The sequence below is a fragment of the Parabacteroides sp. ZJ-118 genome, from assembly GCF_011038785.1.
Lineage (GTDB): Bacteria > Bacteroidota > Bacteroidia > Bacteroidales > Tannerellaceae > Parabacteroides.
The window spans coordinates 1-16615 of the sequence record NZ_JAAKDT010000036.1; the positions used below are offsets into that span (position 1 = coordinate 1).

The window sequence follows — 16615 nt, forward strand, 5'->3', positions numbered from 1 at the left end:
CTCGTTCTTTCGGAGAGGGTACTATTTTATAGCGGGCAACCCACGGGAATGATGTGGCTTCTTGAATCATAAAAAATGTATTGGAGGAAACGATATCCGTCACGCGATTAGGCTTTGTTTCGTATAAAAAGCATCTTAGGTCCATCCCCCAAGTATCTTAGGTGCGTTGGCAAAGTATGGCTCGTCGTAATATAAGGATATAAAAAAAGAGGGAAACCTTTCGATTTACCTCTTTTCTTAGAGCGGAAGACGGGGCTCAAACCCGCGACCCTCAGCTTGGAAGGCTAATGCTCTATCAACTGAGCTACTTCCGCGATATGTGTTCTCTCCGTTTCCGAAAGAACAGGCTCACCGCGTGAACCGATCAATTAAGGTGGGCAGTGATGGATTCGAACCACCGAAGGCGAAAGCCAGCTGAGTTACAGTCAGCCCCATTTGGCCACTCTGGTAACTGCCCCCTTGTTCTTAATTGCAGTGCAAAGGTACGATTTATTTTGAAACCCGCAAGCGTTTATGCAGAAAAATTTACCATTTTTATTGCGGTAACTGCCGCCTCGTCCCCCTTGTTCCCATATCTACCTCCCGAACGATCCTCGGATTGTTGCATGGTTTCGGTGGTTAACAGTCCGAAAATGAAAGGAATATCGTACATTAAATTCAATTCTGTAATGCCTTGCGTAACGCCGGAACAAACGTAGTCAAAATGTGGGGTATCACCTTTTACGACGCATCCCAGAACGATCACGGCGTCTAATTCTTTTGTCTCGGCCAACCTTTTGGCTCCAAAAGTCAGTTCAAAACTACCCGGAACTCGTTTAACTACGATGTTTTCCGGTTTCACCCCGTGCTTTTCAAGCGTGTTGCAAGCACCTTCCAATAACTTCTCGGTAATGTTCTTGTTCCATTCCGCAACTACGATGCCGATGTTCATCTCTGAAGCGTCGGGTACGCTGTTGAAATCGTACTCGGATAAATTTTGATAAGCTGTAGCCATACTCGTTCTTTAAAAGAAGAGGATGCCTTGTTTGACCGAGACACCCTCTGTTTATGCTATATAATATACTGTCTGTTTACTTTCCAGCCGAAGCACGGGTGATATACTTATCGATATCGGATGCCTCCGTGGAAGTGTAATACTTGTCCTTGATAGTCGTGTAAGCTTTTACGGCCTTGTCGTATTCTTTCAAGTTCTCGTAAGCGATACCGGCCTTCTTCAAGTAAATCGGGCTGATCACCTCGTTGTCGGCCTCCTTGGCGGCTTTCTCGAAATAGCTGATTCCCTCTTTCGTATTGCCCATGTTCACGTAGCAATCACCGATCAAACCCGTAACCGCCGGAGCTACCATTTGATCCTTTCCGCTGAAAGATTTCAATAAATCGATCGCTTTCTGCGTATCGCCCATCTTGTAGTAACAGATACCTGCATAAGCCTTCGCCAAGTTTCCGGCGTCCGTGCTTCCATATTGGTCGATGATAGCCTCAAAACCTTCATAGTCCGCTCCATTGCCGTTTAAAGCCAAGGCGAAAGAGTCTTTGGCAAAGTACTGCTCGCCCTTGAACATGGCGGCAGCCGCTTTTTTCTCCTGAGGAATTAAATAACCATGCTTGATTCCCAAGACAGCTCCAACAACGAGTGCGACAGCTATTATACCGTAAATAATCTTCTTTGAATTGTTTTCAATGAATTGCTCCGATTTAGAGACAATCTCTTCCACTTCTAACTCCTTGTTGGTGTCCTTTTCTTTAGTAGCCATAATGTGTTATAGTTATTTATTAATTTTATCGCTGATTTCAAGCCATACCATATGGTTGGCGATTCAAAGCGCAAAAGTAGTTTTTTTTGCTGATATAATCTATACTTAGAAGTATATTTTTTAATTTTGTACGATCAATACGGTTTAGATGATACTTAGGAAGCTTTCTGTTCTCAATTACAAAAATATACTTCAGTCCGAGGTCGCTTTCTCGCCCAAGATGAATTGCTTTTTCGGCAATAACGGGATGGGGAAGACGAATCTGTTGGACGCCATTTATTATCTCTCGTTTTGCAAGAGCCATATTAACACACCTGATAGCCAGATAATAAACGGTGATCAAGATCTTTGCGTGTTGCAGGGTAACTATGATTATGAGGGACATGAGGAGGAGATTTTCTGTGCCATACGGCGCAAGCAACGCAAACAGTTCAAACGGAATAAGAAGGAGTACGACAAGCTGTCCGAGCATATTGGCCTATTGCCGTTGGTTATGGTCTCTCCGGCTGATGCCGACTTGATCCGGGGTGGAAGCGATGAGCGACGCCGTTTTCTGGACTTGATCATCTCGCAGCAGGACAAGCCTTACCTGCATGCGCTTATCCAATATAATAAAGCGTTGCTCCAACGGAATACCTTGCTGAAAGATCAAAGCATGGATGCTTCTCTCTATGAGGTATTGGAGATGCAGCTGGGTATGTACGGCCGAATCGTTTACGAGAAGCGGAAAAAGTTGGTGGAGGATTTTACCCCGATCTTTAATGCGTATTACCAGACGATCTGCGGCTCTGCCGAGGAGGTCGGGCTGCATTATATCTCGCGATTGGAGGAAACGGAGCTTGCCGGGAAATTGGCGATGAGCCGGGAACGGGATCGTATATTGGGTTATACCTCTTCCGGTATTCATAAGGATGAGCTGGAAATGACGTTGGGCGGGTATCTGATTCGCCGGGTGGGCTCGCAAGGACAGAATAAGACCTATCTGATTGCCTTGAAACTCGCTCAGTTCGCTTTTTTGAATAAACGGGGGCAGACTACACCTATCTTGCTGTTGGATGATATTTTCGATAAACTGGACGCCTGCCGTGTGGAGCAGATCATCAAGCTGGTCAGCGAGAATGACTTCGGGCAGATTTTTATTACAGATACGAATCGGAAGTATCTGGATGAGATATTATTGGCTATGAACCGTGACTATGCTCTCTTCCGTGTGGAACGTGGCGAGGTACAACCGATGGAGGAATAAGGATGCAGAGAAGAAATACACAGTCATTGGGGGAAGTGCTTCGTGATTTTTTCGAGGATCATACCGAGTTGTACGAGAAAATGATGGAGATCCGGGTTCAACGTGCGTGGGGAGAGGTATTAGGGGCTACGATCATGCAGTATACACGTAATATATATGTACGTGATAGGGTGCTTCATGTCTCATTGACTTCCTCCGTGCTCCGTAGTGAGTTGACTCTTTGCCGGGAGCGATTGGTGAAAAGCTTGAATGATTACGCGGGCGCCTCGGTCATTGCCAACATCGTTTTTCATTGAGTGTGGCTTTTCCATCCGCTCTGTTACTTACTGGGCCAAGTAATATTTACGGCCCGGCCCCGGTAAGTATAGATGGCTTGACCGAGTAAGTAGATGTTCCGCAGAGAGATCAGTAGATGGTGTCTTCTGTTATTACGTAATCCATTTTCTTGTCGAACGGCTCTGCCGGGACCTGTGGTATCATCTGGAACCCGAAGCATATACCAACCTTGGGAGCGCTGAGCGTGGAAAGGAGTCGGTCGTAGAAACCTTTTCCTCGCCCCATGCGGTTCTTGTCTTTATCAAAGGCGACTCCGGGCACGATAATCAAGTCGATCTCATGCTTTGGAACTTCCATGCCGTCCGCCTTAGGCTCTAATATCCCGAAAGGCCCGGGTTCTAAGGACTCCGGCCCTTCGTAAAGAAGCAATCTCAAATCGTCTCCAACGATCAAGGGTAGCAGAAGCTTTTTCTTCTGGTACCATTTCTCGATAAAACCGGCGGTCTGTACTTCTCCCGCTATAGCGTGATAAAGGGCGATACAAGAAGCCGCTTGGAACAGTTCTGTCTGCTCCAAGCGGTCCATGATCTTATCCGATAGCTCGCACAAGGTAATCCTCGAATATCCTTTTTTTCGAGAGGCCATATCTTTTCGTAGGGCCTGCTTGGCTGTGTAAGTCTCCATTCGCCGATTGTTTTAATAGTTCCGCATTCGGTACGGATTTTCCCGCTTGCAAGATCTTGATCGCACGTAATAAGGTAACATCATCTTTTAGGAAAATCGGGTAGAAGCCCGCCTCGTCGAAGAAATTCCTTACGATATATGCTTGCAGTTGGTTCTCGATTAACTTGCCGGATATATTGATTAATGTGGGACGTCTTTTGATGCCCTTGGTAGCCGCGAAGTTCACGAAGTCGGAAAGGAGTGGCTGTCGCTGCAAGTAATTATATAATTCCTCCCAAGTCTTGAATGAGCCTAGTTTCTCCCGATGGCGATCCGAGTACTCGAGCGCATACAGGTAAAGCACGCCGCTATTTACCACACTTGAGTAGTAAGAGGTAATGCCGCTCGTGTCACGAGGGATAAAGATATCCGGCATGATACCTCCCCCGCCGTATACGGTACGTCCGCCCACGGTCTGGTATTTCAAGGAATCATCCATCTTGATGCTATCGGCCGAGTCGAACTCGCCGTGCATATACCGGTTATAGATATCTTGGTCGTAAGCATCCGTATTGCCCATCTCATATTTCTTCTGGATACAGCGACCGGACGGCGTGTAATAACGGGCGATGGTCAATCGCATCTCTGAACCGTCGCTCAACGACATTTGGGTTTGTACCAGACCCTTGCCATACGTTCTTCGTCCGATAATCGTTCCACGGTCGTTATCTTGGATCGCTCCGGAGAATATCTCACTGGCGGAAGCCGAGATCTCATCGGTCAATACCACGATCGGGGCGTCTTTACAAGTACCGGTTCCGTTTGCGTATACATCGGAACGGGGAAATGATTTGCCTTCCGTGTAGACGATCAAGCGTCCTTCCGGCATGAATTCGTTGATCATATTGATCGCGGCATCCATATACCCGCCGGTATTACCCCGTAAATCAATCACGAAAGAGGTACAACCCGCTTGTCTTAGCTTGGCGATCGCCGTGATGAACTCATTATAAGTATTCCGGGCGAATTTGCTAACCTTAATGTAACCTATCCCTTTAGCCGCCTCATAAGAAACATCGACCGAATTAACAGGGACATCTCCACGGGTTACGTCAAAGTAGAGCAACTCGGGGGAATTCCCTCGCTGTACGCCCAGTTTCACCGTACTGTTCTTTGTGCCCCGGAGTGTCTTCACGATCTCTCCTTGGTTCTTTTTCTTTCCGGAAAAAATAGAATCATTGATCGAGATGATCCGGTCGAAGGGCAGTAAGCCTGCTTTTTCCGCCGGACCACCGCTAATTACGCTGATCACTAGGATCGTATCGGTTTGCATATTGAATGATACGCCAATGCCACTGAAAGAACCTTCCAGCTCCTCATTCACCGCGGAAGCCTCTTCCGCGGGAATATATACGGAGTGAGGGTCTAATTCGCTGAATATTTTTGGGATCGTACTTTCTACCAATTTAGACGTGCTAACCGTGTCAACATATTGCTCGTTGATGATGTCCAAGATGGCATTTATCTTGTTGCCGCTGGAGTAGGATCGTTTCTTCCCTTGACTGATAGATAAATAATGGTTCCCAATAAAGATACCTAAAGCGATACTGGCCGCGATGATAACCGGGAGCCATACGGCCAGTCTTTTACTTTTATCCATAAAAACGTTTTATTTATTCGTTCAAATCTATATAATCTACTATAATGCCGGCACGCTTCAATAATTCGCAGCCGTCCGCTATGCGATAATTCTCGGAATAGACCACTCGCTTGATCCCAGATTGTATGATTAATTTCGCGCATTCGATGCAAGGAGAGGAGGTGACATAAATGGTCGCTCCTTTACTGCTGTTCGATGAGGCTGCCACTTTTGTGATGGCGTTAGCCTCCGCATGTAGAACATAAGGCTTGGTGACATTGTTCTCGTCTTCGCAAATATTTTCAAAACCGGCGGGTGTCCCATTGTATCCGTCGGATATGATCATTTTATCTTTTACTAATAACGCACCCACTTGGCGTCGTTTACAGTACGAATTCTCGGCCCAGATAGCGGCCATTCGCAGGTAACGTTTATCTAATTCGTGCTGTTTTTCTGTTTTCTCGCACATTTGTTTACTCGTTTGTCTTTTAATCCAAACCGCGAAGGTAGTGATTATTTGGATTTACCGGGCGATAAGCCCGGTAATTTATTACTTCTTAATGCCGTTACGGATTAATAGAGCATCTATCGTAGGCTCTTGTCCGCGGAAACGCTTGTATAACACGGTGGGATCTTCCGTGCCACCTTTGGATAATATATTGTCACGGAAAGATTTGGCGACCTCCTTGTTGAAGATTCCTTTCGACTTGAATACGGAGAAAGCGTCGGCGTCTAATACCTCGGCCCATTTATACCCGTAATAGCCTGCCGCGTATCCTCCGGAGAAGATATGTCCGAAGCTGGTGCCCATCAAGGCTTCCGGTACTTCCGGTACGATTACCGTCGGAGCCCAAGCCTTTTTCTCGAATGCCGCTACGTCACCGTCAAAAGGTTGCTCCAACGTATGCCATGCCATATCGAGCAAGCCGAAGCTTAATTGGCGGCAACAAAGGTAACCGGCGTTGAAGTTGGAAGCGTTTATCAAGCTTTGTATCATCTCTTGCGGGATTTTCTCTCCAGTCTGGTAATGAACGGCTAATTGGTCCAAGAACTCTTTTTCAGTCAACCAGTTCTCCATGATCTGGGAGGGTAATTCTACGAAATCACGATAAACGCTGGCCCCCGAAAGGCTGGAATATGTCCCTTGCGCTAGCATGCCATGTAGGGAGTGCCCGAACTCATGCAAAAGCGTGTTCACCTCGTCGAAGCTTAACAAAGAAGGCTTTGTATCTGTCGGACGGGTAAAGTTCATCACGATAACGATCTGCGGACGGCTATCTTTTCCGTTTTTATCTTTGTATTGAGCCTTGATATTGTTCATCCAAGCGCCGGATTGTTTTCCGTCCCGAGGGAAGAAATCCGTGTAAAGGATCGCTAGGAACTTGCCATCGGCATCGTATACCTCATAAGCGTCTACTTCCGGATGATAAACCTGGATTTTCTTGTTCTCCTTAAAGGTGATGCCGTAGAGCCGAGTCGCCAATCCGAATACGCCTTTCTTCACGTTGCTCAACTCGAAATAAGGGCGAGTCACCTCGTCGTTTACCTTGAAACGGATGTCCCGTAACTTCTCGGAATAATAACTCCAGTCCCAAGGCATAACGGTGATATTCTCTTTCTCTGTACCTGACGCAAACCCTCCTATCGCATTGTATTCGTTGATCGCTATCGGCTTGTAAGCTTCGAGTAACTGATTCAATAATTTGTATACGTTCGCTGAGTTTTTAGCCATCGTGTGCTCCAGCGCATATTCAGCGTAGTTTTTGAATCCCATCAACTTGGCGATCTCCAGGCGGATATTAACAATCTTTTTGATAATGTCCTTATTGTCGAACTCATCTCCCTTATTCCCTACGCTCATGTATTCACGATACATTTTTTCTCGCAAATCACGCCTGTCGGAGTAACGCATGAATGGAATGTAACTCGGTGCCGAGAGATTGAATAACCATCCGTTTTTATCTTTGCTCTTGGCTAACAGGGCTGCAGCGTCACGAGCACTTTCGGGTAAGCCGGATAATTCATTCTCGTCTGTTAGCAGTAATTCGAACCGGTTTTTATCTTTCAACGCGTTTTGATCGAACTGCAAGGTTAATATACTTAGGTCCATACATAGCTTGCGGTATTTTTCCTTGTCCTCTTTATTTAGTGTAGCCCCATTCGCTTTAAACGACTCGTAAAGGTTTTCCAGCAATTTAGCATCCTCGGTAGACAGGTTTAACTGCTCTTTTTTATCATAGATCGATTGGACCCGGACAAGTAGCTTCTCATTTAAGAAGATGTTATTGGATGCCTGGGATAACTTCGGGGAGATACGTCGAGAGATTTCCATCATCTCATCGTTTGCCTCTGCCGCTAACACATTAAAAAAGACAGAAGAGACGGTTTCCAATAATTTGCCGCTACGTTCCAGAGCCACTACCGTATTCTCGAAAGTAGCAGGTTGCGGGTTATTGGCGATCTCTTGCACCTCTTTTTCCATTTGCTTGATTCCTTCATCGAAAGCAGGCTCGTAGTGCCCGATCTTGATCTTATCGAAAGGAGGGGTCTCGAACGGAGTTTTAAACTTCTCGAAGAAAGGGTTATTTGCCGCGTGTGTCATTTGAATTGCACTTAATAAAATTATTACACTATATAACAACTTCCTCATATTAAAAATTGTTTGAAAATTTCTCCAAAGGTAGTTATTTTAATCACAGGAGCATTATCGGCATCTGTTTTTGTATTCAGATTGATTTAAAATGAAAAATAGAACATCTCTTATGACTAACCCAAGGCTTGTTCTTCGGGAGGGCTGTACCCTGATTTTGAGCCTTGATGAATATGAAGATAGGATTGATTAACAAAAATTTATATGTTTGACAACACACCTTTAGAGCACCTTCCTCTTTAAGACCCTGATCTATAGGTTTATCGTAGAAGAGGAATGTCTTTTTCTCTAAATAAATATAAAAGGCGGTTTGTTTTTTTAGTTATTAAATAATACTTTTGATTTTCGGAAATGGAAATAGTTTCATTTTGATACTAAAGAAAGTAACTTAAAACCCAAATACACATATGAGTTATCTTAAATTTGACAAAACAGTAATGATAAACCTGGAAGAGTCGCTGACTCGTGAGGTGCTTCGAACCAACCGTTTGGGAGCCTATCACTGCACTACTGTTGTTGATTGTAATACCAGGAAATACCACGGACTACTCGTTATGCCTGTGCCTGCGATTGATGATGACAACCATGTGTTACTGTCTTCTTTTGATGAAACGGTAATTCAACATGGTGCCGAATTTAATCTTGGATTGCATAAATATGCAGGCAATAATTTTAGTCCCAAGGGACATAAGTACATCCGCGAGTATGGCTCTGAGACAGTACCTCGTACGCTTTATCGTGTAGGAGGTGTGATCTTTTCGAAAGAAAAAGTGTTTTCCATGTACGAGAATCGTATCATGATCAAGTACACGTTGGAAGATGCTCATTCCGCTACGACCTTACGTTTCCGTCCTTTCCTCGCTTTCCGTAGCGTGAGGAACTTAACGCAAGCCAATGGCAACGTGAACCAATCTTATGAGGAAGTCACAAACGGAATCAAGACCTGTATGTATCCCGGTTATCCGGAGCTGTATATGCAATTTAACAAGAAAGTTAAGTTTGTGTATGAGCCGTATTGGTACAATGGCATCGAGTATCCGAAAGAACAAGAGAGGGGATACCCTTATCAGGAGGATTTATATGTCCCCGGCTATTTCGAGATCCCCATCAAGAAAGGTGAGACTATTATTTTCAGCGCTGGCGATAGTGCCGTGGCGACTACTCGTCTGAAATCTTTGTTTGAGCATGAGGTCGTAGCTCGTACGCCTCGTACCAGCTTCTTCAATTGTTTGAAAAATTCAGCGCAACAATTTTATTTCCGTCCGAAGGAAGACGACGCTTATTTATTGGCGGGCTATCCATGGTTTAAAGTACGTGCGAGAGATTTGTTCGTAGCTCTTCCGGGAAGTACGTTATCTATCGATGATCCGGTTCGTTTCGAGAAGATCATGCATACGGCGATACCGGCGATCCGGGCGTATATGGAGAATGGGCGTTTCGACGCGGTGATTCGTGAGATCGAGCATCCGGATGTCTTTTTATGGGCGATCTGGGCGATCCAACAGTATGCTAAACATGAGAGCATTGAGAAAGCGCGTGAGCTATACAGCGATGTCGTGAAAGAAATTATCGACTATATACGGGATCAGAAACATCCTGATATGAAATTGATGGAGAACGGTTTACTTTTCGCTAATGGAAAGGATAAGGCGATTACTTGGATGAACTCTACTGTAAACGGGAAACCTGTCGTGTCTCGTTCCGGTTATATAGTGGAAATTAACGCACTTTGGTATAACGCGCTTTGTTTTTATACGGAATTGATGGGTGGAGTACCTGTCGAAGGTGTTGATCCGATTATCAAGTCGATGGATAAATCGTTCCCGGAAACGTTCGTGAATGGGTATAATTATTTGTTCGATTCTGTAAACGGCTCTACGGTGGATTGGAGCGTACGGCCTAATATGATTTTCGCGGTGGCATTGCCTTATTCTCCATTGACGAGGATGCAGAAACGCGCCGTGGTGGATATCGTGACGAAAGAGCTGCTTACCCCGAAAGGCTTGCGTTCCTTGAGTCCGAAAAGCGAAGGATATCGCCCCTATTATGTAGGGCCGCAATATGAACGAGATTTGGCTTATCACCAAGGTACTGCTTGGCCGTGGTTGTTAGGCGCCTATTTGGAAGCTTATTTGCGTGTATTCGGAAAGAGTGGCGTTGCTTTTGCCGAACGTATGTTGATAAGCTTGGAGGAGGAGATGTCATTGCACTGTATCGGGACAATCCCGGAATTGTTTGATGGTAACCCGCCGTTTACCGGACGTGGAGCTGTCTCTTTTGCGATGAACGTTGCGGCTATCCTCCGTGTCGTGGATTTGTTGAAGAAGTATAACGCCGAATAAAACTAGGTACCATTATGAAAGCATTAATGTTTGGATGGGAATTTCCTCCTCATATCTTGGGCGGTTTAGGAACGGCCAGTTTCGGTTTGACACGAGGCATGGCGATGCAGCCCGATATGGATATTACTTTTTGTATACCGAAGCCCTGGGGCGATGAAGACCAGAGCTTTCTGAAGATAGTGGGTGTCAACCAAGTCCCGATTGTTTGGAGGGATGTTGACCATGAGTATGTACAGCAACGGGTTTCCAAAGCGGGGATGAATGCTGATCAGTATTATAAGTATCGGGATCATATTTATGCGGATTTTAGTTACCGCCATGTGAATGATTTAGGTTGCCTTGAATTCTCCGGACGTTATCCGGATAACTTGCTGGAAGAGATTAATAACTATTCGATCGTGGCAGGTGTGATCGCTCGTACGGAAGAGTATGATATCATCCATGCGCACGACTGGTTGACTTATCCGGCGGGTATTCACGCTAAAAATGTGAGTGGTAAACCTTTGGTAATCCATGTTCATGCTACGGATTACGATCGTAGCCGCGGAAATGTGAATCCGGATGTTTATGCGATCGAGAAGAATGGTATGGACAATGCGGATCATATTATAACGGTGAGTAATTTGACTCGCCAGACGGTGATCGAGAAATATCATCAAAATCCAGCTAAGGTAACGACCGTACATAACGCCGTAGAGCCTTTGAGCCCTGAGATTTTGGCGATCTCGGATAAAAAGGGTGTAAAGGATAAGGTTATTACATTCTTAGGTCGTATCACGATGCAGAAAGGGCCGGAATATTTCGTTGAGGCTGCCGCGAAGGTTTTGGCTAAGGCTCCTTACGCACGTTTCGTGATGGCTGGTAGTGGTGATATGATGGATCAAATGATTCGTTTGGCTGCGGCACGTAATATCTCAGATCGTTTCCACTTTACCGGATTTATGAAGGGCAAGCAGGTATACGAGGTATTGAAAGCCAGTGACGTATATGTGATGCCTTCGGTTTCCGAGCCTTTTGGTATCTCTCCGTTGGAAGCGATGCAATGTGGTGTACCCTCTATCATTTCCAAACAATCGGGTTGCGCCGAGATCCTGGATTATGCGATTAAGGTGGATTATTGGGACATAGAGGCGTTGGCGGATGCCATGTATTCTATTATCACTTATCCTGCCATGCATGAGTTCTTGAAAGTGGAAGGCAAGAAAGAGGTAGATAATATCAAGTGGGAATATGCCGGGCAAAAGGTTCGTCGTATTTACGACAATGTGATAGGTAACAAATAAATTAACGACAAGACAAAAATAAAACAAACAATATTATGAAAACGATCTGCTTTTATTTTCAAATACATCAGCCGTTCCGTTTAAAAAGATATCGCTTCTTCGATATCGGTAACGACCATTACTATTACGATGATTTCCAGAATGAGGAGATTATCCATCGTATAGCAGAACAGTGTTATTTGCCGGCTAACCGGACTATTTTGGAGATGATCAAGACCAGTGGCGGTAAGTTTAAGGTAGCGTTCTCTATTTCCGGCGTAGCGTTGGAACAGATGGAGATTTATACGCCGGAAGTGATCGATAGCTTTAAGGAATTGGCGGCTACAGGGAATGTGGAATTCTTGTCTGAGACGTATGCTCATTCTCTTTCTTCCTTGGGAGATCCGGAGGAGTTCAAGCATCAAATAAAGAAACAAGAAGATAAGATCAAGACCTTATTCGGGGTTAAACCGAAAGTGTTCCGTAATACGGAGTTGATCTACTCGGATGATATTTCCGCTATGGTTTCTGAGATGGGCTATAAGGGAATGTTGACGGAGGGCGCTAAGCATATCTTAGGTTGGAAGAGCCCGAACTATATGTATTCTTCTTGCGTAGCTCCGAAGTTGAGCTTGTTATTGAAGAATGACCGTTTCAGCGAGGATTTATCGAATCGTTTTAGTGATTATAGTTGGAATGAGTATCCTTTGACGGCCGATAAGTATGTGTCATGGATCGCCGCTACTCCGGATTCAGAGCAAATCATTAGTTTGTTTATGAATTATGAGGTGCTGGGATCTTTGCATTCTGCTTCAACCGGTATTTTTGAGTTCTTCAAGGCTTTGCCTCGTTTTGCCGCGGATAAGGGAATAAGTTTCTCTACTCCATCGGAAATATTTACATTGATCAAGCCGGTAGACTCTATTTCCGTTCCTTATCCGATCTCTTGGGTAGATGAGGAGAGAGATTGCAGCTCTTGGTTAGGAAATGTATTGCAGCAGGAGGCATTCCGTAAGATTAACGAGATCGGCGAACGTGTTCGCTTGTCTCAGACTCGTCGCATCCGTCAGGACTGGTACTATCTGCAGAGCAGTGACCATTTCTATTATATGAGTACAAAGCATATGGGACAGGGAGGCTTTAGCCCTTACGATAATCCGTATGACGCGTTTAATAACTATATGAATGTTCTTTCTGATTTTATTGTCCGTGTAAATGCGGAATTCCCGGAAAATATAGAGAATGAGGAATTGAATTCATTGCTTTCTACGATTAAGAATCAGGGAGAAGAGATCGAGAGTCTACAGAAAGAATTGGATAAATTGAAAAAGAAGACAGCGAAGAAATAAGTCGCTTTCGCGCTGATTGATCTGACTGGATTATTCTTGGAGAGTGACGGGTCCCTAAAAAAGGAACCCGTCATTTTTTATACCCCTATCTGGCATATTTACATGACGTAATGCTAATCTTCATCACCTCTTCATCCTTTCGTATCTTTACTCCTGAAGGAGCTAGATAATTCGTGATGGCTGTTGTAACCACTGTACTTTGACCGTAACTGGTGCTTGTGGTCGTTGTCCGGTCAACAGGGATGAGAAGTAGACTCAAATCCTTGTCCGGATTATTCTCCATCTGATATTTTAATAAATTGGCAAGATTCGGGAATGAGTACGTGCGAGTAGTCGCGTCGTAAGCCTCCGATAGAAATGAGGTTACATTGTTGTCAACCTGACTACCCTCAAAGAAACTTTTTACAGAATCCTCTGGCAAGATCAATAAATAAGGGGAAGGAGCCAATGCATATCGCCAATCTTCTTGCGGCATCGCTCTCAGCTCTAGCGGTAAATTATTCACGATACGTTTTTTCATGATCGGAGTGATTTCCTTGGTTGGAAGAACGATGCGTGTACAAACACCGGCCGGAGTCTTGAAAAATGCATAGCTGTCGTTCGGTTGAAGCAATTGACTCATATCCGTGTTTTTAAAGCGACTTAGCTGAATAACCTCCTTAGTGGTGGAGAAAGCTTCCCATGTGGTTATTAAAGAGTCTTTTCCAGCCGTGCTTTTAACCGCATAATTATAATAGATCTTAAGGAGAGAGCTGGCCACGGACAATATATTACCACTACCGAAGGTGGTCGTTACATAAAGCCCCGGGAAAAACGCATTAAAAGTTTCTTGATTTTTGAACGTACCCGGATTATTGATGGTCTCATCATAAAATTTCTGTCCGAATGCTGTAGGCATTTTAATGCTTACATGAGGTCTGTAACTACCAGAGTTTTTAAGGGAGTCGGAAATACCAGTGTTATAAGCCGTATAAGCTTGAGCTCCCATTGACGTTTGCATATCGCAATATTGCTTGGGGTCAATATTTGTATAAAAGTTTTTTTGTAACGGACTTGTGATTTTAAAGATCTCCGCACGCATAGGCGCCAAAGAATCTCCTACCCACACACCGTTTTTATTGGAACCATTGTAATATATATTGAACTCTACCGAGTCAATTTTCCCCTCATAAGGTGTATGCGCGAATTGAAAATCATTCGGACAATAAAATTGGCACATATAATCCGATACAAGGTTGCCATACAGCGGATCGTAAAGTTCTCCCAACTGGGCGCTAGTAGACCTTGCGTAAATAGAATCTAATCGCACCGTGGAGGCTTGTATCCGGAACGTGTCCGTATATACCGCAATTGTATCGTCGCCTGGCTGAATACTTGTTCCTATCGAACTCAAATCATCATTACACCCGGCCAAAATGCTAGCGCCAAGGCCAAGTCCAAGTATTAAAAGCTTGATTTTCATTACTGCATTTATTATTTCGTGTTAGAATCCAATACCACGTCGTAGAACTTATTGAACTCGTCCATATACGTTTCCGGTGACTGATAGGGAAGGAAAGGAGTATCTTTCTTGGTCGAGATATAATCAAGGACTTCTTGATTGATCGTCTCGCTACCTTGGATTACACCATCAGCGAAATTAATCGCTAATTTGGTTAGGCTTACAAAACTCGTATCCGTCTTGATTAATTTCAAGTCAGCCTCTTTGGCTCCGTCCGCCTTCAGTTTTGCCGCGAAATCTTTATTCAGCGGGCTCTTGAAATCATCGTTGTAGATCGAATAAACGATTTTCGCGTTACGCAGGCACGGGTCATCGGCATACATTCTTTTGATGTAAAGAGCCGTTAAAGCTGACATCCAGCCATGACAGTGGATTACGTCGGGAATCCAACGCAATTTTTTTACGGTTTCCAATACGCCGCGCACGTAGAAGATCGAACGGTCGTCATTATCCTCATACTCATTTCCATTCTCATCGCTGACCGTGGATTTCCGTTGGAAGAAATCCTCGTTGTCAATAAAGTAAACCTGCATCCGGGCCGATTGAATGGACGCTACCTTAATGATCAGAGGATGGTCTGTGTCGTCAATAATGAGATTCATGCCAGACAGACGGATAACCTCGTGCAACTGATTGCGGCGCTCGTTGATATTTCCGAATTTTGGCATGAATGTCCTGATTTCGCGACCACGCTCCTGAATTCCTTGCGGCAAATTTCTACATATTGTCGCGATCTCGGATTCGGGAAGGTAGGGAGTGATTTCTTGGGCTATAAACAAGATCTTTTTTGCATCCATTCTGTAAACTAGTTTTATAAAGACGCTACAAATGTACGAAAAACTTGCGTAATAATGGCAGGATGAGGAGAAAATCTGATAAGTTGTTGGAACCTAAACCAAGAACATAGAAATGTTTGAACCTTTTATGAACCCTTTATAAGCCAATTTGAGTTTTAATCCTTGAGACATCCAAGAGGGATTATCTTGACACCATCTTCACGCTTAGCCTATATCTGCTTTTTTTTACGAACTAATGTTTTATTTACGGTAATTATTTAGTTGCTTTGCACCGTCAATTAAGCATCTATCTGATGAAAATAGTAAATAGTATTAAAGACCTGAAGGATTATCTCGCTGATGTAAAGCAAGATAATAAGAAAATTGGCTTTGTCCCTACCATGGGAGCACTGCATAACGGACATCTTAGCCTGGTACAGCGTTGCGTGAGAGACAATGATGTATGCGTAGTTAGTGTTTTTGTAAATCCAACTCAATTTAATGATAAACATGACTTGGAAACGTACCCCCGTACGTTGGAGGCGGATTGTGCGTTATTAGAATCTGCCGGTTGTGATTACGTGTTCGCTCCCTCGGTAGAAGAAATGTATCCGGAGCCTGATACTCGTACGTTTGACTTGGGAACGGTATCTGAGGTGATGGAAGGCGCTAAGCGTCCGGGGCATTTTAACGGCGTAGCGCAGGTGGTAAGCAAGTTGTTCTATATCGTGGAGCCGGATAACGCTTATTTCGGGGAAAAGGATTTCCAGCAGATCGCCGTGATCCGGGCGATGGTGAGACAATTGAATATCCCTGTCACGATCAATGCTTGCCCGATCGTTCGTGAGAGCGATGGCTTGGCCTTGAGCAGCCGGAATACCCGTCTGACACCGGAACAACGTCAAAAAGCTCCGTTAATCGCTCGTACGTTAAAAGAAAGTACTACCTTTGCGCCCGGAAAAAGCGTACAAGAAGTTATTGACTATGTTGTCAACACCATTAATAGCGATCCTGTCATGGAAGTTGAGTACTATGCGATCGTAGATGGCGATACATTGGAGTCTATCCAGGACTGGTCGGATACCGATTATCCGGTAGGTTGCGTCACGGTATATTGCGGGGAGGTACGTTTGATCGACAATATCAAATACTAATTA

The 16615-nt window shown here is 44.5% G+C and carries 14 protein-coding genes and 2 tRNA genes; 6 read left to right on the forward strand and 10 right to left on the reverse strand.

The window, feature by feature from the left end; genetic code table 11:
- Window positions 1-241: 241 nt before the first annotated feature.
- The 4 genes from G7Y39_RS10190 to G7Y39_RS10205 form a co-directional block, all read right to left on the reverse strand.
- A tRNA-Gly gene (locus tag G7Y39_RS10190) sits at window positions 242-314 on the reverse strand.
- Between the two features lie 60 nt (window positions 315-374).
- Window positions 375-457 (reverse strand) — tRNA-Tyr (locus tag G7Y39_RS10195).
- A gap of 54 nt (window positions 458-511) precedes the next feature.
- The gene (gene ribH / locus G7Y39_RS10200) at window positions 512-994 is read right to left on the reverse strand and encodes a 6,7-dimethyl-8-ribityllumazine synthase (RefSeq protein WP_165157376.1); all 483 of its coding nucleotides are present in this window, start codon (window positions 992-994) and stop codon (window positions 512-514) included.
- 76 nt (window positions 995-1070) lie between these two features.
- Entirely contained in the window at window positions 1071-1754 is a 684-nt protein-coding gene (locus tag G7Y39_RS10205; RefSeq protein ID WP_165157377.1) for a tetratricopeptide repeat protein, read from the reverse strand.
- Window positions 1755-1902: 148 nt separating this feature from the next.
- Between G7Y39_RS10205 and G7Y39_RS10210 the strand changes: the two genes are divergently transcribed.
- Both G7Y39_RS10210 and G7Y39_RS10215 read left to right on the forward strand, forming a co-directional pair.
- A complete protein-coding gene (locus tag G7Y39_RS10210) occupies window positions 1903-3000 on the forward strand; it encodes a DNA replication/repair protein RecF (protein ID WP_165157378.1) in 1098 nt (365 codons plus the stop codon).
- Window positions 3001-3002: 2 nt separating this feature from the next.
- On the forward strand, window positions 3003-3296 hold the full coding sequence (locus tag G7Y39_RS10215) for a DUF721 domain-containing protein (RefSeq protein ID WP_165157379.1): 294 nt from the start codon (window positions 3003-3005) through the stop codon (window positions 3294-3296).
- Window positions 3297-3405: 109 nt separating this feature from the next.
- Here the strand turns inward: G7Y39_RS10215 and G7Y39_RS10220 are convergent, their stop codons facing one another.
- The 4 genes from G7Y39_RS10220 to G7Y39_RS10235 form a co-directional block, all read right to left on the reverse strand.
- Entirely contained in the window at window positions 3406-3921 is a 516-nt protein-coding gene (locus G7Y39_RS10220; protein ID WP_241159998.1) for a 5-formyltetrahydrofolate cyclo-ligase, read from the reverse strand.
- Window positions 3866-5599, reverse strand: coding sequence for a S41 family peptidase (locus tag G7Y39_RS10225; RefSeq protein WP_165157381.1), 1734 nt, complete (start codon window positions 5597-5599; stop codon window positions 3866-3868). Before G7Y39_RS10225 ends, G7Y39_RS10220 begins: the two co-directional genes overlap by 56 nt.
- Window positions 5600-5612: 13 nt before the next feature.
- Window positions 5613-6047 carry a dCMP deaminase family protein gene (locus tag G7Y39_RS10230; RefSeq protein WP_048928015.1) on the reverse strand — a complete coding sequence of 145 codons (435 nt, stop codon included), beginning with the start codon at window positions 6045-6047 and terminating at the stop codon, window positions 5613-5615.
- 81 nt (window positions 6048-6128) lie between these two features.
- Window positions 6129-8228: a M3 family metallopeptidase gene (locus tag G7Y39_RS10235; RefSeq protein WP_206225160.1), complete on the reverse strand. Its 2100-nt coding sequence runs from the start codon at window positions 8226-8228 to the stop codon at window positions 6129-6131.
- Window positions 8229-8635: 407 nt separating this feature from the next.
- Here G7Y39_RS10235 and G7Y39_RS10245 point away from each other — a divergent pair, with 407 nt between their 5' ends.
- From G7Y39_RS10245 to G7Y39_RS10255, 3 genes are read left to right on the forward strand one after another with little or no spacing between them, the layout of a single operon-like run.
- Entirely contained in the window at window positions 8636-10570 is a 1935-nt protein-coding gene (locus G7Y39_RS10245; RefSeq protein ID WP_165157383.1) for a glycogen debranching enzyme N-terminal domain-containing protein, read from the forward strand.
- A 14-nt stretch (window positions 10571-10584) separates the two neighbouring features.
- Window positions 10585-11853 (forward strand): glycosyltransferase, encoded by a 1269-nt coding sequence (locus G7Y39_RS10250; RefSeq protein WP_165157384.1) that lies wholly within the window; start codon window positions 10585-10587, stop codon window positions 11851-11853.
- A 35-nt stretch (window positions 11854-11888) separates the two neighbouring features.
- On the forward strand, window positions 11889-13181 hold the full coding sequence (locus tag G7Y39_RS10255; protein WP_165157385.1) for a glycoside hydrolase family 57 protein: 1293 nt from the start codon (window positions 11889-11891) through the stop codon (window positions 13179-13181).
- 85 nt (window positions 13182-13266) lie between these two features.
- Here the strand turns inward: G7Y39_RS10255 and G7Y39_RS10260 are convergent, their stop codons facing one another.
- On the reverse strand, window positions 13267-14643 hold the full coding sequence (locus G7Y39_RS10260; RefSeq protein ID WP_165157386.1) for a DUF4270 domain-containing protein: 1377 nt from the start codon (window positions 14641-14643) through the stop codon (window positions 13267-13269).
- An 11-nt stretch (window positions 14644-14654) separates the two neighbouring features.
- Window positions 14655-15479 carry a glycogen/starch synthase gene (locus G7Y39_RS10265; RefSeq protein ID WP_165157387.1) on the reverse strand — a complete coding sequence of 275 codons (825 nt, stop codon included), beginning with the start codon at window positions 15477-15479 and terminating at the stop codon, window positions 14655-14657.
- Between the two features lie 293 nt (window positions 15480-15772).
- Between G7Y39_RS10265 and panC the strand changes: the two genes are divergently transcribed.
- Window positions 15773-16612, forward strand: a complete 840-nt coding sequence (panC, locus tag G7Y39_RS10270; RefSeq protein ID WP_165157388.1) for a pantoate--beta-alanine ligase — start codon at window positions 15773-15775, stop codon at window positions 16610-16612.
- The last annotated feature ends 3 nt before the right edge of the window (window positions 16613-16615 follow it).